The organism is Streptomyces flaveolus, assembly GCF_000716535.1.
Classification (GTDB): domain Bacteria; phylum Actinomycetota; class Actinomycetes; order Streptomycetales; family Streptomycetaceae; genus Streptomyces; species Streptomyces flaveolus_A.
Map to the genome: position 1 here is coordinate 20,342 of NZ_JNWV01000051.1, position 15,395 is coordinate 35,736.

The following is a 15,395-nucleotide window of genomic DNA, read 5'->3' on the forward strand; positions in this document are numbered from 1 at the left end:
CCATGCCCCAGGACCTGACCGTCGACATACGCAGCAATCCCTCGCTCGACTACACGGTGCTGCCACGGCAGCGCACCGGCTCGGACAAGCACCCGTCGCGCAGTGAACCGCTGGATCTCAGCGTCGTGCTGCGCCAAGACCACGGAGGTGATCTCGATCTGCTGATCCTGGGGTCGGCCGTGCCTCGCCTGCGCACCCGGTCGCCGCGTGCCTCCCTTTCAATAAAGGCCCCGGCCCTGGTGCGGAAAGCCGCGAGGCTGCGCACGATGTGGCGGGACCGCCTGGTGTGCCACACGGAGATGATCGACGGAGAGGTCCGCTACCCGCTCGCCGAGTCCGCTGATCTGTCCGCTCGCGCCGACCTGGCGGACCGGTTGACGGGTGAGATGGCGGAGGAGGGGTCCTTCCTGCTCGACTGCCTGCTCGGCGGCGACACCCATGAGGAGCGCTCGCTGCGGGCACTCTTCACGGACATCCTGGGCAGCGAGCGGTCGCTGCGGATCAGCTTCGACTCGGACATCTATCTGCCCTGGCCGATGCTGTCCCTGGATCCGAGGGACCACGGCGGGCCATGGGGCTCCTTCCTCGGCTACCGGCACCAGATCGAACAGACCGGCGGCACATGGCCGATGTACGACGTTCCATGGGGCTCGCGCGCCCAGGCGATCACCAGCCTCAACACCGACACCCAGCTGGACTCAGTCGGCAGAGCACCCGACGTGCGCAAACTGCTGGACGAACGCTCCAGGCTCACCGTGCGCACCGAGGCCGGCCCACTCCTGGAAGCGTTGTCCGGTGCGCATTTCGACGAAGACCTCATGTACTTCTGGTGCCACGGCCACTTCGTCGACAACGGTTCGCCCCACCCGCACCTGGTGCTCCGGCTCTCCGACGAGCGGCACATCGACGCCGACAGCATCGAACTCAGGCGCAGCCGCATCAAGTACTCCGCGCGTACCCGCTTCAAGCCGTTCGTCCTGCTCAACGCATGCCACGCCGGGCAGCCGGCGGCCGCTCCCCAGTTGGAGCACCTCGGCCAGGCGCTCATCAAGTTCGGCGCCGACGGCGTGTTGGGACCGCAGATCGAGATACCCCAGGACTTCGCGAGCGAGTACGCGTACGAGTTCCTCAACCTCTACCTGAGCGGGGGCCACACGGCGGGAGAGATCAGCCGAGGACTGGTGCGCCGTTTCGCCGAGGACTTCCGCAACCCACTCGCCCTCACCTACTCGTTGCACTGCGGCCTCGACAGCAGACTGGACCTCTCCTCGTGACCCGCACGCGAACGAGCCCCAGGCCCTTGCCCCGGCCCGCGGAAATCGACCTGGACGAACAGGGGAGGATCCAGGCACCGGGCACCCGCACGCCGGTACCAGCCCCGAGGATCCGCGAACATCTGGAACGCCATCTGCGGATCCCGGCCTGGGCGAGCGACATATACGTGTACGTCCACGGCTGGCAGACCGCGCCCGGCACAGCGACACAGACCGCGGCGCGGCTGCTCCGGCAGGCGTTGGACCTGCGATCCGCCCGGCCAGGACTGTATCCGGGCGTGATCTCGGGCTACCGGCCCTGGTGCGTGGTGGTCCGCTGGCCCTCCTCCAGCCTGCCCTCGCTGAAGGGTTACCGCAGGATCCGGGACCGGGCCCATGCGATGAGCGCCCAGGGCGCTGGCCAGGCACCCTACGTACTCGCCCACCTTCTCGGCTATCTGGACGACCGGCGCGCCGATCCGGCCCACCCCTCGGTCCTGGCCAACCGCTCGGGGCAGTACCTGCACCTCGTGGGACATTCCTTCGGTGGAAGGTTCCTTTGCGAGGCGGTGCAGCGGGCGGCCGAACGGCCACCGCGGCCTCCTGTCCTCGGCTGGAGCACGCCTCGGGACCCCCGGCAGCCCTTCACGGTCGACAGCATGCTCATCTTCCAGATGGCCGCACCCCGCGACGCGTTCGTCCGCCACTTCCCCCGGCTGTTTCCCTCCGGGCAGACCCCGGGCGCGCCGCTCCGGGGGCCTCTCGTCCTGACGCATTCCCGCTGGGACCGGGCCACGGGCTTCTGGCATCTGCGCGCCGAAGGAGCTCCCGGCATCGGGCACTCCGGTGCCGGTGCCGCTCCGGTGCCCCCGTTCCCCACCCGGTTGCTCCCCACGGACGCCGTGTATCCCCAGCAGGCACTGGACCACCGCATCGTCAATGTGGATGCCGGCTGGCTCTACCGGGGCGGCAGGCTCACCCGCCTTGCTCCCGCGGGCGCCCATTCGGACTTCCAGCGGGCCGAGTCAGCTCACCTGATGCTCACACTGGCGGAGCGCTCCCGCTGACTTCTGTCCGCTCCGCCGGCCCCTGAGCGGCGTTCTCCTCGGCAAGCTCCCGCGCCAAGCGGACGAAGGCCTCCCGTACGGCGTCCGGGGCGAGGACGCGCAGGGGGGTGGCGAGGCCCAGCAGGTAGCGGGCGAGACCGTCCGCGTCCGGGCCGCCGATGTCCACGAGGGTGGCGTCCGGGCCGTCGGCGCGGTGGGTGCCGACGGTGGGCGGTACGACCCGCAGCGCGTCCGCCAGGGGCAGCGGCAGCCGGATCGTGGCCGACATCGGGTAGGGGCCGTTGGCGGTGTTGCGGGAGACGAGCTGGGCCGGGTCCGGGGGGTCGGTGATCTCCACGGGCCGGCCGGTGGGCTGGAGCCGTTCGACCCGGTCGGCCCGGAAGGTCCGCCAGCCCCGGGTCACGTCCCGGGCGACGAAGTACCAGCGCCGGCCGGTGTGGACGAGCCGGTACGGATCGACGTCCCGGACCGTGTGCCGGTCCTGCCCGTCGCGGTACGACAGCCGGGCCCGCTCACCGCGCCGGCAGGCGGCTGCCAGCTCCAGCAGCATGCCGGGCCGCATCCGTGGTTCCTCGGGCCAGGGGAGCCGCACGAGGGCGTCGTCCCACTCCCCCAGCCGGTCGGCGATCCGGGGCGGCAGCACCTGCCGCAGCTTGAGCAGCGCGGACAGCGCGGCCTGGTCCCCGCCGAGGGCTCCGCCGAACGCGGCCTCCCGCAGCCCCACGGCCACGGCCAGGGCCTCCTCGTCGTCCAGGATCAGCGGCGGCACGCGCGAGCCCGCCCGGAGCCGGTAACCGCCCCAGGGACCGGCGCCGGAGTCGACGGTGTACCCGAGCTCCCGCAGTCTGGCGACGTCCCGCCGGACCGTGCGGTCGGTGACGGCCATGCGCTCGGCCAGCTCGGCGCAGGTCCACGAGGGCCGGGCGGCGAGCAGCGCGAGCAGGCGGAGCAGACGGGCGGAGGCGCTGAGCACGGGCGGAAGTTTTCCACACCGGCTCTCACAACCAGGACCGAACCTGTCCTGGTCACGTCCTAGGGTCGTCCCCATGAGTACGGACACCACTTCCGCGCCCGCGTTCCGCTATGCCGCCGTCACCTTCGACTGTGCGGACCCGATCGAACTGTCCCGTTTCTACGGCGAGGTGTTCGGCCTGCCCGTCACCTACTCCTCCGACGACTTCGTGCTGCTGGGCGGCACCGACGGGGCGGCGGGACTGGGCTTCAACCGCCTGGCCGACTACCGCCCGCCGACCTGGCCGGACCCCGCCCAGGAGAAGCAGGCGCACATCGAGGTGGGCGTGGACGACCTGGACACGGCCGAGGAGCGTCTGCTGAAGCTGGGCGCGACCAAGCCGGAGGCCCAGCCGCAGCCGGACCGCTGGCGGGTCCTGCTGGACCCGGCGGGGCACCCGTTCTGCATCACGACCCTGGTCTGACACCGGGCCGTACGGCCGGCCCGCCACCGACGACCGTGCTGCTCAACGGCGTTGTCAGTGGCGGGCTTTACAGTCACCGGTATGGCGACTCTTCCCAACCCGCTGCCCAAGCTGGCCACCGACCCCAGTGGGCGTTCCCTCGGTCTTCGACTGCCTCCCGGCAGGCTGGTGGACGAGACGGACGACGGACCCTGGCACGAGCCCCTGCTGTGGCATGCGGAGAAGCCCTCCTCGCCCGGCACCTGGAAGGCGCTGGGCGCGCCGGCGGCCCGTGCCGGGCTGCTGCCGGTGCTGGTGGATCTGGCCGGTTGCCGGGCCGGGGTCGAGGACTGGGTGCTGTTGCCGGGCGAGGCGTCGTACCCGGGGGACCACGAGGCCGAGGACGTGCTGTCGGAGTACTGGGTGGAGGAGACCGACGGGCATGTCAGCGAGGAGATCGAGCCGTTCGGCACGCAGTGGCCGGGGCTCGCGTCCGCCGGCCTCCTGGCCGCCGATCCGGAGAGCCGGGCCGCGCAGGTCGCCGACGCGCTGCACCAGGACCTGAGCACGTGGGCCGAGTGGATCGAGGAGCCGCACCTGGCCCTCGTACCGGCGCGCCGGTCCGCCGACATACCGGCGGCGATCGGCTGGACCGGCACCCTGGACCACGACGGCGACGTGGCCCGGATCTGCGCGGTGCTGCGTTCGTGGGAGGACCGGTTCGGGGTCCGGGTGGTGGCGCTCGGGCCGGACGCCCTGGTGGTGTCCGTGGCGGCGCCGCCCACCGCCCTCGACGACGCCGAGGTGCTGGCCGCCGAGCACTACGCCCTGTGCCCGAACTCCGTGGTGCAGAGCGGCCCGGGGAGCGTGGGGGCGTACGCCAAGGAGCTGGTCGGCGCCACGAGTTGGTCCTTCTGGTGGGAGTGATCCGGAGACGTCAGTCGGCCTGCGACGCCGGTTGCCACTTCTCGCCGCCGAGCGGGAAGGCGTACGCGGGCCGGCCGTTGTCGCCGCTGGTGCGGAACGGCCGGCCGGCGTCGTCGATCACCAGCGTGCCGTGCCGGTCCCCGCTGGACCAGGACAGCTCCAGGTACCAACTGACGTCGTAGGCGGACGCGTCCGCCGTGACGTGGAAGACCTCGGGATCGGACCGGCTCACCTTGAACGGGAAGTCCCGGCTCCCGGCCTCCGGTACGGGCGCCGGGCGCATCGCGTCCAGGGCGACGGTGAAGGAGCGGGTCGGCACATCGCCGCCGCAGCCGACGCCGGGATAGCCCATGGCGTAGTCGTTCCAGGCGAGCGGTGACCGCTTGCCCGCCATGCGCACGGACAGCTTCTCCAGGACGACGGTCTCCGTGCCGGTGCCCTGCACCGTGAAGGTGACGAACTGCTCCCCCGCCGAGACCGCCTTGTGCACATCCACCCAGGCGGGCGCGTCCTGCTCCAGCGGCGGCGGGGCGACGGCGGTGGGCGGCCGGTCGATCAGGTAGTGCTGGGAGCAGGGGCTCTGCCAGCTGAAGGGGTGGGTGGTGACGGTGAGCGGCGGGGCGGCTGTGGTCCGCCCCGCCGTGGCGGCGGCACCCGAGCCGTCCGCCGGGGTGCCCCCGCGGGCGGCGGGGGTCTCGGGTGAGGGGGAGGCCGAGCGGGTGGCGGACCGGCGCGGCGCCGGGCTCCCGGCCGTCGGCACCGGCGACGCGCTGTCCCGGGCGGCGGCTCCCCAGGTGACCGTGGTGCCCTTGCCGTCCCGGCCCTCACGACCGTCCCGCTCCCCGTCACCTGAGTGCCCGGCGGGCAGGTTCAGCGCGACCGCCACGGCGCCGAGCAGTGCGGTGACGGTCAGGGCGGCGAGGACGGCAGTGCGACGGCTCCGGCGCCGGGGAGCGGCCGGCGCCGCCTCTGACGCCGGCCGGGGTTCGGGTTCGGCCACCGGCACCGGCACCGGCTCGGGTTCGGCCACCGGCACCGGCACCGGCTCGGGTTCGGCCACCGGCCCCGGCACCGGCTCGGGTTCCGTCACCGCCGCCGCGGACGGCTCCTTCCGCCCCCGCCACGCGTCCGCCAGCACCCACCGCCGGTGCAGCTCCACGAGTTCCTCGGGCGTGGCCTTGCACAGCCGGGCGAGCCGCTCCACGGGCGCGTAGTCCGCCGGTACGGCGTCCCCGTTGCAGTACCGGTGGAGCGTCGACGTACTCATGTGCAGCCGCTTGGCGAGCGTGCCGTAGCTGTGCCCGGAGCGGTCCTTCAACTCCCGCAGCAGCTCCGCGAAACCGCTCTCGGGCATGCCTTCCGACACCGTTTCTCCGTCCCCCCTCGTCCCACCCCGGCGTTCCAGGGAGGGACTGTTCCCGCAGGTCAAAGCCGGTGCGGGCGTTCCAGCGTCCCGGATCCGCGGCCACTGCTGGCCGCCGGGACGGACCCGCCCACAGGCTGTGGTCATCCAAGCACGTCAACCGGCCCAGCCCGAAAGAGGACTTGCCATGCGAATGCGCCATATCCGTCTGCTCGCCGCCACCGGCACCGCCGTCGCCGCCCTCGCGCTCACGGCGTGCGGCAACGGGACCGGCACCGAGGACGAGGGCGCCTCCCGGCCGACGACCCCGACGGCGTCGGCGGAGAAGACCGCGCCGGGGAAGGCCACGGGGAAGGCCGCGTCGGGGACGCCCGAGGCCGGCACCGGCGGCCGTACGGCGAACGGGACACCCGTGGCCCGTACCGGCGCACCCGGCGCCCGGCCGAGCGCCTCTCCCGCCGCGCGCGGCACCCGGGGCGGCACCGGCGGTTCCGTCACCTCGGTGGTGCTGTGCGACGGCGCGAACACCACCGTCACCGCGCAGCCGGTCGCCCGGCCCCTCAACCACATGCTGATCACCGTGAAGAACACCGGCGGCAAGGCCTGCGAGCTGCCGTACTACCCCGTGCTCCGCTTCGACCAGATGCAGTGGGTGCCGCAGGCGGACCGGGGCACCCAGCCGCAGGCCGTGGTCTCCCTGGCGCCCGGCGAGTCGGGGTACGCGGGCGTGCTGCTGTCGGCCGCCGACGGCAGCGGCACCGGCGGGATGACGGCCCGCAGGCTGACGGTGGGCTTCCAGGGCCTCACCCCGAACAGCAGCGGCGGCCCGTCCGCGACGCCGTCCCTGCCTGCCAAGGGCGTCTACTACGACAGCTCGCTGAAGGTGACGTACTGGCAGCAGGAGAGGGACGACGCCCTCAGCTGGTGAACGGGGCCCGGCTCAGCTTCTGGGCCGCCTCGGTGGCCCAGTAGGTGAGGATGGTGCGCGCCCCGGCCCGCTTGATGCCGGTCAGGGTCTCGAAGACGGCCCGGTCCCGGTCCACCCAGCCCTTCTCGGCGGCGGCCTCGACCATCGAGTACTCGCCGGAGATCTGGTAGGCGACGACGGGCACGTCCACGGCGTCCGCGACCCGGGCGAGGATGTCGAGGTAGGGGCCGGCCGGCTTGACCATCACCATGTCGGCGCCCTCGGCGAGGTCCAGCTCCAGCTCCCGCAGGGACTCGCGCCAGTTGGCCGGGTCCTGCTGGTAGGTCTTGCGGTCGCCCTGGAGGGAGGAGGCGACGGCCTCCCGGAAGGGGCCGTAGAACGCCGAGGAGTACTTGGCGGTGTAGGCGAGGATCGCGACGTCCTCGCGGCCGATCTGGTCGAGCGCGTCACGGATGACGCCGATCTGGCCGTCCATCATCCCGCTGGGGCCGACGACATGGGCGCCGGCGTCGGCCTGCACCTGGGCCATCTCGGCGTACCGCTCCAGGGTGGCGTCGTTGTCGACGCGCCCCTCGGCGTCCAGCACCCCGCAGTGCCCGTGGTCGGTGAACTCGTCCAGGCAGAGGTCGGACATGACGAGCAGGTCGTCGCCGACCTCGGCGCGGACGTCCCGGAGGGCGACCTGGAGGATCCCGTCCGGGTCGGTGCCGACGGTGCCCCGGGCGTCCTTCTTGGACTCCTCCGGCACGCCGAACAGCATGATCCCGGAGACCCCTGCCTCCACGGCCTCCAGCGCGGCCTTCTTCAGGCTGTCCCGGGTGTGCTGCACGACACCGGGCATCGCCGCGATCGGCACCGGCTCGCTGACGCCCTCCCGGATGAACGCCGGGAGGATGAGGTCGGCGGGGTGCAGCCGGGTCTCGGCGACCATGCGGCGCATGACGGGGGTGGTGCGCAACCGTCGGGGACGCGTACCGGGGAAGGATCCGTACTTCGTCATGCCCTCTACGCTACGCCCGCCCGGCCTGCGCCTTTGCCGACGCGGTGTCGGACGCGGCAGGCCCCGAACGGCCCCTCGGGCGCCCGGGAAGCCGGGCACCGCGCACCTCAGACGCCCAGTACCCGTGCCGTGAAGGCCGCGAGTCCGGCCCGCATCCGCTCCCGGTCCACGCCCCGGTCCCCGGCCAGGTGCTCGACCAGGTCGGCGCGGACGGCGGCGAGCAGGGCGTGCGCGGCGAAGTCGCCGTCGCCGAGGCCGGGGACCCGCGCCAGTACAGCGCGCAGCAGGTCGTGCCACCGGTCGTAGTGGTCCATCCGGTAGGGGCTGGCGCCGATGGTCGACTCCAGGGCCAGCGCGAGGTGCCGGTTGTCGAACTTGAAGGTGAGCAGGGCGTCCAGCAGGGCGGGGACGCGTTCCAGCGGAGGGGCGGCGGGTCCGAGCGGGGCCGGCCCCTCGGCCACGGCCCGCTCGATCGGTTCCAGCCGGGCTGCGTAGAGCGCGCGGATCAGACCGGTGCGGTCGCCGAACGCGCGGAACAGCGAGGCCTTGCCGACTCCGGCGGCCGCCGCGACGTCGGCCATCGTGACGTCCTCCGGGTGCGCGGAGCGCGCGAAGAGATCGTCGGCGGCCGCGAGCAGCGCGGCGCGGTTGCGCACGGCGTCCTTGCGCGGCTTGCGCTCGGCCATGAGGTGTCTCCCGATTGCAATCCGGACCTCGGGTCCGTATTTTCGATTGAAGCGGACCCCGGGTCCGCATTGGCCATCCTACGAAACTCCCAGGAGACGGAGACCCCCATGTCCGCGACACCTTCCCGCGCCCCCGGCGACCTCTACCGCCACGGGCTGCGGCTGCTGCTGGACAAGAAGATCGACGACTGGGTCGCCCTGTGGGACGAGGACGGCGTCATGGAGTTCCCGTTCGCGCCGGACGGCTGGCCCCGGCGGCTGGAGGGCAGACAAGCCGTCGCCGCCTACATGCGCGACTACCCGGACCACATCGACCTGCACGACTTCCCCGAACTGCGCGTCCACGAGACCACCGAGCCGGGGACCATCGTGGTGGAGATGCGCGGAGTGGGCCGGCTGGTGCGCACCGGCGCCCCCTTCGACATGACGTACATCGCGGTCGTCGAGGTCCGGGACGGCCGCATCACCTCCTACCGCGACTACTGGAACCCGCTCGCCGTCCAGGACCCCGCGGCCGACTTCCCGGGCAGCACCCGATGACGGGCGCGACGGGCTCCGGCACCACGCTGGTCACGGGTGCCACCGGCACCACCGGCAGCCGTACCGCGGCCCGGCTGGTCGCCGGCGGGCACCGGGTGCGGGCGGCGTCCCGCCGTGCGCGCCCGGTGGCGGGCGCCGACGCGGTCCGCTTCGACTGGTACGACCCCACGAGCCACGACGCGGCCCTGACCGGCACCGACCGGGTGTACCTGGTCCCTCCCGTGGGTGACCCGGCTCCGGCCGCCGTCATGCTGCCCTTCCTGGAGCGGGCCCGCGCCCACGGGGTGCGCCGGGCCGTCCTGCTCGGTTCCTCGGCCATTCCGGCGGGCGGCCCGGCCGTGGGCGCGGTCCACGAGGCGCTGCCCGGCCTGTTCGAGGAGTGGGCGGTGCTGCGGCCCTCGTGGTTCATGCAGAACTTCACCGGCGACCACGCGCACGCCACCGGCATCCGCGAGGAGGGCGTCGTCCGGTCCGCGACCGGCACGGGCCGGGTGGGCTTCGTCGACGCCGACGACATCGCGGCGGTCGCCGCCACCGCCCTGACCGCCGACCGGGCACCCAACGCGGACCTGGTCCTGACCGGCCCGGAAGCGCTGTCCTACGACGACATCGCGAGGATCTGCACCGAGGTCACCGGCCGCCCGGTCGTCCACCGCGCGCTGACCGCCGGGCAACTGCGGGATCACCTGACCCGGACGGCGGGCATCCCGGCCGAGTTCACGCAGATGCTGGCGGCCATGGACCGCGCCATCGCCGACGGAGCCGAGGACCGCGTCACCGACACCGTCCTCCGCCTCACGGGCCGCCCGCCACACGGCTTCCGCGAGGTCGTACGACGGGATACGGGCTCCTCCCACCGGCCCGAACCCGGCATGCCGTAGCCGATCGGCACCGTGCCGGGTGGGCACCGTGCCGGGCGGCGGACAGCAGACCACCCGCCCGCCCTCGGCGAAGAGCTCCGGGTGGACGGGTGGACGGGTGGACGGGCTAGGTGGTCGACCGCCTCCGGCGGGCACCCGGCCGGCGCTCGCTCGGCCGGGTCACCGGGTCACCGGCCTCCAGCGCGGCGGCGCGCCGCTTCATGCCGAAGTCCGCCAGCGCCTCCGCCAGCTTGTGCACGGACGGCTCCGGGGCCATGACGTCGACCCGCAGCCCGTGCTCCTCGGCGGTCTTCGCCGTCGCCGGCCCGATGCACGCGATCACCGTCACGTTGTGCGGCTTGCCCGCGATGCCCACCAGGTTCCGGACCGTGGACGAGGACGTGAAGAGGACCGCGTCGAAGCCGCCGCCCTTGATCGCCTCCCGGGTCTCGGCCGGCGGCGGCGACGCGCGCACGGTCCGGTAGGCCGTGACGTCGTCCACCTCCCAGCCCAGCTCGATCAGACCGGCGACCAGGGTCTCGGTCGCGATGTCGGCCCGGGGCAGGAAGACACGGTCGATCGGGTCGAACACCGGGTCGTACGGCGGCCAGTCCTCCAGCAGACCGGCGGCCGACTGCTCCCCGCTCGGCACCAGGTCCGGCTTCACACCGAAGGCGACCAGCGCCTTGGCGGTCTGCTCGCCCACCGCGGCCACCTTGATGCCCGCGAAGGCACGCGCGTCGAGGCCGTACTCCTCGAACTTCTCCCGAACGGCCTTCACCGCGTTGACCGAGGTGAACGCGATCCACTCGTAGCGGCCCGTCACCAGGCCCTTGACCGCCCGCTCCATCTGCTGCGGGGTGCGCGGGGGCTCCACCGCGATCGTCGGGACCTCGTGCGGCACCGCGCCGTAGGACCGCAACTGGTCGGAGAGCGACGCCGCCTGCTCCTTCGTGCGCGGCACGAGCACCTTCCAGCCGAACAGCGGCTTGGACTCGAACCACGACAGCTCGTCGCGCCGGGCGGCGGCGGAACGCTCGCCGACCACGGCTATCACCGGCCGGCCGCCGTCCGGCGACGGCAGCACCTTCGCCTGCTTCAGCGTCTGCGCGATCGTGCCGAGCGTCGCCGTCCAGGTCCGCTGCCGGGTCGTCGTTCCGGCGACCGTCACCGTCAGCGGGGTGTCCGGCTTGCGGCCGGCCGCGACCAGCTCACCCGCCGCGGCGGCGACCGAGTCCAGGGTCGTCGACACCACCACCGTGCCGTCCGACGCGCCCACCTCCGTCCAGCACCGGTCGGAGGCGGTCCGGGCGTCCACGAACCGGACGTCCGCGCCCTGCGCGTCCCGCAGCGGCACACCGGCGTACGCGGGCACGCCGACCGCCGCCGCGACACCGGGGACGACCTCGAAGGGCACCCCGGCCGCCGCGCAGGCGAGCATTTCCTCCGCCGCGTTCGTATCCAGTCCCGGGTCCCCGGACACCGCACGGACGACCCGCCTGCCGCCCCGCGCGGCCTCCATGACAAGATGAGCGGCATCCCGAGCAGGAGCCGGGACAGCGGCGGGTGTTGACGTGCCGTCAACGACCGTCAGCTGGGGCGTGCCCGGCGGGGACACCGCGGCGGAGTCCGCGTCCGTCTGCACCACGGAGACGCCCTGCCGCGCGTGCGTCCGGATGACGTCGAGCACCTCGTGCTCGGCGACCAGGACGTCCGCGTGCGACAGCGCCTCCACGGCGCGCAGAGTCAGCAGTCCCGGATCCCCGGGTCCGGCACCGAGGAAGGTGACGTGCCCGTGTTCCGGACCGGCGGGAAGAGTGGTGGGGCTCACTGTGCTCGCTCCCCCATCAGACCGGCCGCGCCCTGGGCGAGCATCTCGGTGGCGAGTTCGCGACCGAGTGCCGTCGCCCGGTCGTGCGTCTGGGGCACGGGACCGGTGGTGGACAGCTGCACCATGCGGGTGCCGTCGGTCGTCCCGACGACGCCGCGCAGGCGCATTTCCTTGACAATCTGCCCGTCGGCCAGAAGGTCGGCCAGCGCACCGACAGGTGCGCTGCAACCGGCCTCCAGGGCGGCGAGCAGTGACCGCTCGGCGGTGACGGCGACCCGCGTGAACGGGTCGTCGAGCTCACCGAGCGCGGCGACGAGCGCGGCGTCTTGGGCGGTGTTCCCCGCCCTGCACTCGATCGCCAGTGCCCCCTGGCCGGGGGCGGGCAAAACCGTGTCGACCGACAGGAAGTCGGTCACCTCGTCGATCCGGCCGATCCGGTTCAGTCCGGCGGCGGCCAGTACGACCGCGTCCAGCTCGCCGTCGCGGACGTATCCGATCCGCGTGTCGACGTTGCCGCGGATCGGGACCGTCTCGATGTCCAGGCCGTGGGTACGGGCGTACGCGTTCAGCTGCGCCATGCGGCGCGGCGAACCGGTGCCGATGCGCGCGCCCCGCGGCAGGTCCGTGAACTTCAGCGCGTCGCGCGCGACGATCACGTCCCGGGGGTCCTCGCGCACCGGTACGGCGGCCAGGACCAGCTCCTCGGGCTGCGTGGTCGGCAGGTCCTTGAGCGAATGAACCGCGAAGTCGACCTCGCCCCTCAGCAGCGCGTCGCGCAGCGCCGTGACGAACACGCCGGTGCCGCCGATCTGCGCGAGCGCCTCACGGGAGACATCGCCGTACGTGGTGATCTCGACCAGCTCGACGGGCCGCCCGGTCACCTGGCGCACGGCTTGCGCCACCTGCCCGGACTGGGCCATGGCGAGCTTGCTCCGCCTGGTCCCCAGCCGCAACGCCTTCTCAGTCATGCCGGTCGGTCCTTCGTGTCTGTGCTGTCCCCGGCCCGGGAGACGGCTGCCACCGTCTCGGGGTCGAGGTCGAACAGGGTGCGCAGCGCGTCGGCGTACCCGGCGCCGCCGGGCTCGGCCGCGAGCTGCTTGACCCGTACGGTCGGCGCGTGCAGCAGCTTGTCCACGACCCGGTGCACGGCCTGGCGGATCTCGCCGCGCTGGCGTTCGTCCAGGTCGGGCAGGCGGCCGTCGAGGCGGGCGATCTCGCTGGCGACGACGTCGGCGGCCATGGTGCGCAGCGCGACGACGGTCGGCGTGATGTGCGCCGCCCGCTGTGCCGCGCCGAAGGCCGCGACCTCGTCGGAGACGATACGCCGGACCTGGTCCACGTCGGCCGCCATCGGCGCGTCGGCGGACGCTTCCGCCAGCGACTCGATGTCGACCAGGCGGACCCCGGCCAGCCGGTGCACGGCCGCGTCGATGTCGCGGGGCATGGCCAGGTCGAGCAGGAAGAAGAAGGGCGCGGGCCGCTCGGCGACCGGCTCGGGCCTGCGCCGCTCGGGGATCCGGCCGACGGTGGCGGCGGTCGCGGCGAGCGCGGTGATCAGCCCGGCGTCCGCCTCGGGCGTCCGGCGCTCCCGGCGGTCGACGGTGCCTCCCGCGACCCAGGCCGCGTGCTGCTCCAGGGTGGCCGCGTCCATGCCGGCCACGGCGGCCTCGCCCATGACGGAGAAGCCGGGCTGTACGGCGGCCAGGTCCAGCGGGCAGTTCTCGTCGGCGCCGATGCCGGTGGGCCGCACGGGGGCCTCGGGCCGCGCGGTCTCCGACGGGACGGCCATGGCACCGGTGTCGGCGACGGGGGCGCCGGTACGGCCCTCGACCGCGTGCGCGACCGCCTCCGCCGTGAGCACCAGGCCCGTCGCCCCGGTACAGGAGACGACGACGTCGGCACGTGTCAGCTCGGCGGCCACGGCGTCCATGCGCACGGCGCGGGCGGTCACCTCGTTCTCGTCGGACTCGGCGAGGATCCCGGCGAGCCGCTCGGCGCGCTCGAAGGTGCGGTTGGCGACGACGACCTCGGCGACCCCGGCGCGCGCGAGCGTCGTGGCGGCCAGGGACGACATCGACCCGGCGCCGATGATCAGCGCCTTCTTGCCCGCGGCCCAGTCGGTGACGGGCGTCCCGACGGCGAGCTGCTCCAGGCCGAAGGTGACCAGGGACTGGCCGGCGCGGTCGATACCGGTCTCGGAGTGGGCGCGCTTGCCGACCCGCAGGGCCTGCTGGAACAGGTCGTTCAGCAGCTTGCCCGCGGTGTGCAGCTCCTGGGCGCGGGCCAGCGAGTCCTTGATCTGGCCGAGGATCTGCCCCTCGCCGACGACCATCGAGTCGAGCCCGCAGGCCACCGAGAACAGGTGGTGGACGGCCCGGTCCTCGTAGTGCACGTACAGGTACGGAGTGAGTTCCTCCAGGCCGACCCCGCTGTGCTGGGCGAGCAGCGTGGACAGCTCGGCGACACCGGCGTGGAACTTGTCCACGTCGGCGTACAGCTCGATGCGGTTGCAGGTGGCGAGCACCGCGGCCTCGCCGGCGGGCTCGGCGGCGACCGTGTCCTGGAGCAGCTTGGTCTGGGCGTCCGCGCTCAGCGCGGCCCGCTCCAGCACGCTGACCGGGGCACTGCGGTGGCTCAGTCCGACGACGAGGAGACTCATGCCGGCATCACGGCGGGGACGTCCCCGTCGGGCCCCTGGTCGGCGGAGTCGTCGGCGGCCACGCCACGGGGAGCGGCGGCGGGCAGCGCGCCGTCGCCCGCGGCGGTCTCCTCGCCGGCCTTGCGCTGCTCGTGGAAGGCGAGGATCTGGAGTTCGATCGAGAGGTCGACCTTGCGGACGTCGACGCCGTCCGGGACGGACAGCACGGTCGGCGCGAAGTTCAGGATGGAGGTCACGCCCGCGCCCACGAGCCGGTCGCAGACCTGCTGGGCGGCACCGGCCGGGGTGGCGATCACGCCGATGGACACGCCGTTGTCCTTGATGATCTTCTCAAGGTCGTCGGTGTGCTGGACGGGGATGCCCGCGACCGGCTTGCCGGCCATCGCCGGGTCGGCGTCGATCAGGGCGGCGACCCGGAAGCCGCGGGAGGCGAAGCCGCCGTAGTTGGCGAGGGCGGCGCCGAGGTTGCCGATACCGACGATCACGACCGGCCAGTCCTGGGTCAGGCCGAGTTCGCGGGAGATCTGGTAGACGAGATACTCCACGTCGTAGCCGACACCGCGCGTTCCGTAGGAGCCCAGGTAGGAGAAGTCCTTGCGCAGCTTGGCGGAGTTGACCCCCGCCGCCGCGGCCAGCTCCTCGGAGGAGACCGTGGGCACCGAGCGCTCCGACAGAGCGGTCAGGGCTCGGAGGTACAGCGGAAGCCGGGCGACGGTGGCCTCGGGAATCCCTCGGCTACGGGTCGCCGGTCGGTGTGTTCGGCCAGTTGCCACGGTGCTCCTGCGGGTAGAGCGGGGCTGCAGGCGGTCATACGTCCCCAGACCGCCCCGTCGACAGCAGGCTATGTCTTTGTGAACGCGTGCACA

General features: G+C 73.2%; 15 protein-coding genes. 7 read left to right on the forward strand and 8 right to left on the reverse strand.

Translation table 11 applies throughout. From position 1 onward, the window contains the following. Positions 1–2: 2 nt before the first annotated feature. Together OO52_RS40415 and OO52_RS40420 are read left to right on the forward strand one after the other, a co-directional pair. Complete coding sequence (locus OO52_RS40415) at positions 3–1,274, forward strand: CHAT domain-containing protein (protein WP_030656245.1); 1,272 nt, start codon at positions 3–5, stop codon at positions 1,272–1,274. A gap of 26 nt (positions 1,275–1,300) precedes the next feature. Next, the gene (locus tag OO52_RS40420; RefSeq protein WP_030656246.1) at positions 1,301–2,320 is read left to right on the forward strand and encodes an alpha/beta hydrolase; all 1,020 of its coding nucleotides are present in this window, start codon (positions 1,301–1,303) and stop codon (positions 2,318–2,320) included. On the opposite strand, the gene OO52_RS40425 is transcribed toward OO52_RS40420, so the two are convergent. Further along, on the reverse strand, positions 2,295–3,293 hold the full coding sequence (locus OO52_RS40425; protein WP_030656248.1) for a helix-turn-helix transcriptional regulator: 999 nt from the start codon (positions 3,291–3,293) through the stop codon (positions 2,295–2,297). The two genes, OO52_RS40420 and OO52_RS40425, sit on opposite strands and share 26 nt — an antisense overlap. Before the next feature lie 73 nt (positions 3,294–3,366). Here OO52_RS40425 and OO52_RS40430 point away from each other — a divergent pair, with 73 nt between their 5' ends. Both OO52_RS40430 and OO52_RS40435 read left to right on the forward strand, forming a co-directional pair. After that, entirely contained in the window at positions 3,367–3,756 is a 390-nt protein-coding gene (locus tag OO52_RS40430; RefSeq protein ID WP_030656250.1) for a VOC family protein, read from the forward strand. Between the two features lie 81 nt (positions 3,757–3,837). Next, positions 3,838–4,662 carry a DUF4253 domain-containing protein gene (locus OO52_RS40435; RefSeq protein WP_030656252.1) on the forward strand — a complete coding sequence of 275 codons (825 nt, stop codon included), beginning with the start codon at positions 3,838–3,840 and terminating at the stop codon, positions 4,660–4,662. A gap of 10 nt (positions 4,663–4,672) precedes the next feature. Here OO52_RS40435 and OO52_RS40440 read toward each other — a convergent pair whose 3' ends face one another. Next, positions 4,673–6,016 carry a helix-turn-helix domain-containing protein gene (locus OO52_RS40440; protein ID WP_030656253.1) on the reverse strand — a complete coding sequence of 448 codons (1,344 nt, stop codon included), beginning with the start codon at positions 6,014–6,016 and terminating at the stop codon, positions 4,673–4,675. Positions 6,017–6,218: 202 nt separating this feature from the next. Here OO52_RS40440 and OO52_RS40445 point away from each other — a divergent pair, with 202 nt between their 5' ends. Then, positions 6,219–6,953 carry a DUF4232 domain-containing protein gene (locus OO52_RS40445; RefSeq protein WP_037630784.1) on the forward strand — a complete coding sequence of 245 codons (735 nt, stop codon included), beginning with the start codon at positions 6,219–6,221 and terminating at the stop codon, positions 6,951–6,953. Here the strand turns inward: OO52_RS40445 and hemB are convergent. Beyond that, a complete protein-coding gene (gene hemB / locus OO52_RS40450; RefSeq protein WP_030656257.1) occupies positions 6,943–7,953 on the reverse strand; it encodes a porphobilinogen synthase in 1,011 nt (336 codons plus the stop codon). The genes OO52_RS40445 and hemB overlap by 11 nt on opposite strands. 107 nt (positions 7,954–8,060) lie before the next feature. Then, positions 8,061–8,639 carry a TetR family transcriptional regulator gene (locus OO52_RS40455; RefSeq protein ID WP_030656259.1) on the reverse strand — a complete coding sequence of 193 codons (579 nt, stop codon included), beginning with the start codon at positions 8,637–8,639 and terminating at the stop codon, positions 8,061–8,063. A 108-nt stretch (positions 8,640–8,747) separates the two neighbouring features. Here OO52_RS40455 and OO52_RS40460 point away from each other — a divergent pair, with 108 nt between their 5' ends. Together OO52_RS40460 and OO52_RS40465 are read left to right on the forward strand one after the other, a co-directional pair. Continuing rightward, positions 8,748–9,179 (forward strand): nuclear transport factor 2 family protein, encoded by a 432-nt coding sequence (locus OO52_RS40460; protein WP_030656261.1) that lies wholly within the window; start codon positions 8,748–8,750, stop codon positions 9,177–9,179. Then, positions 9,176–10,060 carry an NAD(P)H-binding protein gene (locus tag OO52_RS40465; RefSeq protein WP_030656263.1) on the forward strand — a complete coding sequence of 295 codons (885 nt, stop codon included), beginning with the start codon at positions 9,176–9,178 and terminating at the stop codon, positions 10,058–10,060. Before OO52_RS40460 ends, OO52_RS40465 begins: the two co-directional genes overlap by 4 nt. 106 nt (positions 10,061–10,166) lie before the next feature. Here OO52_RS40465 and OO52_RS40470 read toward each other — a convergent pair whose 3' ends face one another. The 4 genes from OO52_RS40470 to OO52_RS40485 are packed head-to-tail and all read right to left on the reverse strand — an operon-like array spanning position 10,167 to position 15,302. Further along, entirely contained in the window at positions 10,167–11,870 is a 1,704-nt protein-coding gene (locus tag OO52_RS40470; protein ID WP_030656264.1) for a uroporphyrinogen-III synthase, read from the reverse strand. Further along, complete coding sequence (gene hemC, locus OO52_RS40475) at positions 11,867–12,838, reverse strand: hydroxymethylbilane synthase (RefSeq protein WP_030656266.1); 972 nt, start codon at positions 12,836–12,838, stop codon at positions 11,867–11,869. The genes OO52_RS40470 and hemC overlap by 4 nt, the downstream gene beginning before the upstream one ends. After that, a complete protein-coding gene (locus OO52_RS40480) occupies positions 12,835–14,529 on the reverse strand; it encodes a glutamyl-tRNA reductase (protein ID WP_030656268.1) in 1,695 nt (564 codons plus the stop codon). The genes hemC and OO52_RS40480 overlap by 4 nt, the downstream gene beginning before the upstream one ends. Then, positions 14,526–15,302: a redox-sensing transcriptional repressor Rex gene (locus OO52_RS40485; protein WP_030656270.1), complete on the reverse strand. Its 777-nt coding sequence runs from the start codon at positions 15,300–15,302 to the stop codon at positions 14,526–14,528. The genes OO52_RS40480 and OO52_RS40485 overlap by 4 nt, the downstream gene beginning before the upstream one ends. Positions 15,303–15,395: the final 93 nt, after the last annotated feature.

What these genes read in the sequence shown, in the direction of transcription:
- OO52_RS40415 (WP_030656245.1), top strand. Translation starts at nt 3, where the DNA reads ATGCCCCAGGACCTGACCGTCGACATACGCAGCAATCCCTCGCTCGAC.
- OO52_RS40435 (WP_030656252.1), top strand. Translation starts at nt 3,838, where the DNA reads ATGGCGACTCTTCCCAACCCGCTGCCCAAGCTGGCCACCGACCCCAGT.
- OO52_RS40480 (WP_030656268.1), bottom strand. Translation starts at nt 14,529, where the DNA reads ATGAGTCTCCTCGTCGTCGGACTGAGCCACCGCAGTGCCCCGGTCAGC.
- OO52_RS40440 (WP_030656253.1), bottom strand. Translation starts at nt 6,016, where the DNA reads ATGCCCGAGAGCGGTTTCGCGGAGCTGCTGCGGGAGTTGAAGGACCGC.
- OO52_RS40455 (WP_030656259.1), bottom strand. Translation starts at nt 8,639, where the DNA reads ATGGCCGAGCGCAAGCCGCGCAAGGACGCCGTGCGCAACCGCGCCGCG.
- OO52_RS40430 (WP_030656250.1), top strand. Translation starts at nt 3,367, where the DNA reads ATGAGTACGGACACCACTTCCGCGCCCGCGTTCCGCTATGCCGCCGTC.
- hemC (WP_030656266.1), bottom strand. Translation starts at nt 12,838, where the DNA reads ATGACTGAGAAGGCGTTGCGGCTGGGGACCAGGCGGAGCAAGCTCGCC.
- OO52_RS40465 (WP_030656263.1), top strand. Translation starts at nt 9,176, where the DNA reads ATGACGGGCGCGACGGGCTCCGGCACCACGCTGGTCACGGGTGCCACC.
- OO52_RS40460 (WP_030656261.1), top strand. Translation starts at nt 8,748, where the DNA reads ATGTCCGCGACACCTTCCCGCGCCCCCGGCGACCTCTACCGCCACGGG.
- OO52_RS40445 (WP_037630784.1), top strand. Translation starts at nt 6,219, where the DNA reads ATGCGCCATATCCGTCTGCTCGCCGCCACCGGCACCGCCGTCGCCGCC.
- hemB (WP_030656257.1), bottom strand. Translation starts at nt 7,953, where the DNA reads ATGACGAAGTACGGATCCTTCCCCGGTACGCGTCCCCGACGGTTGCGC.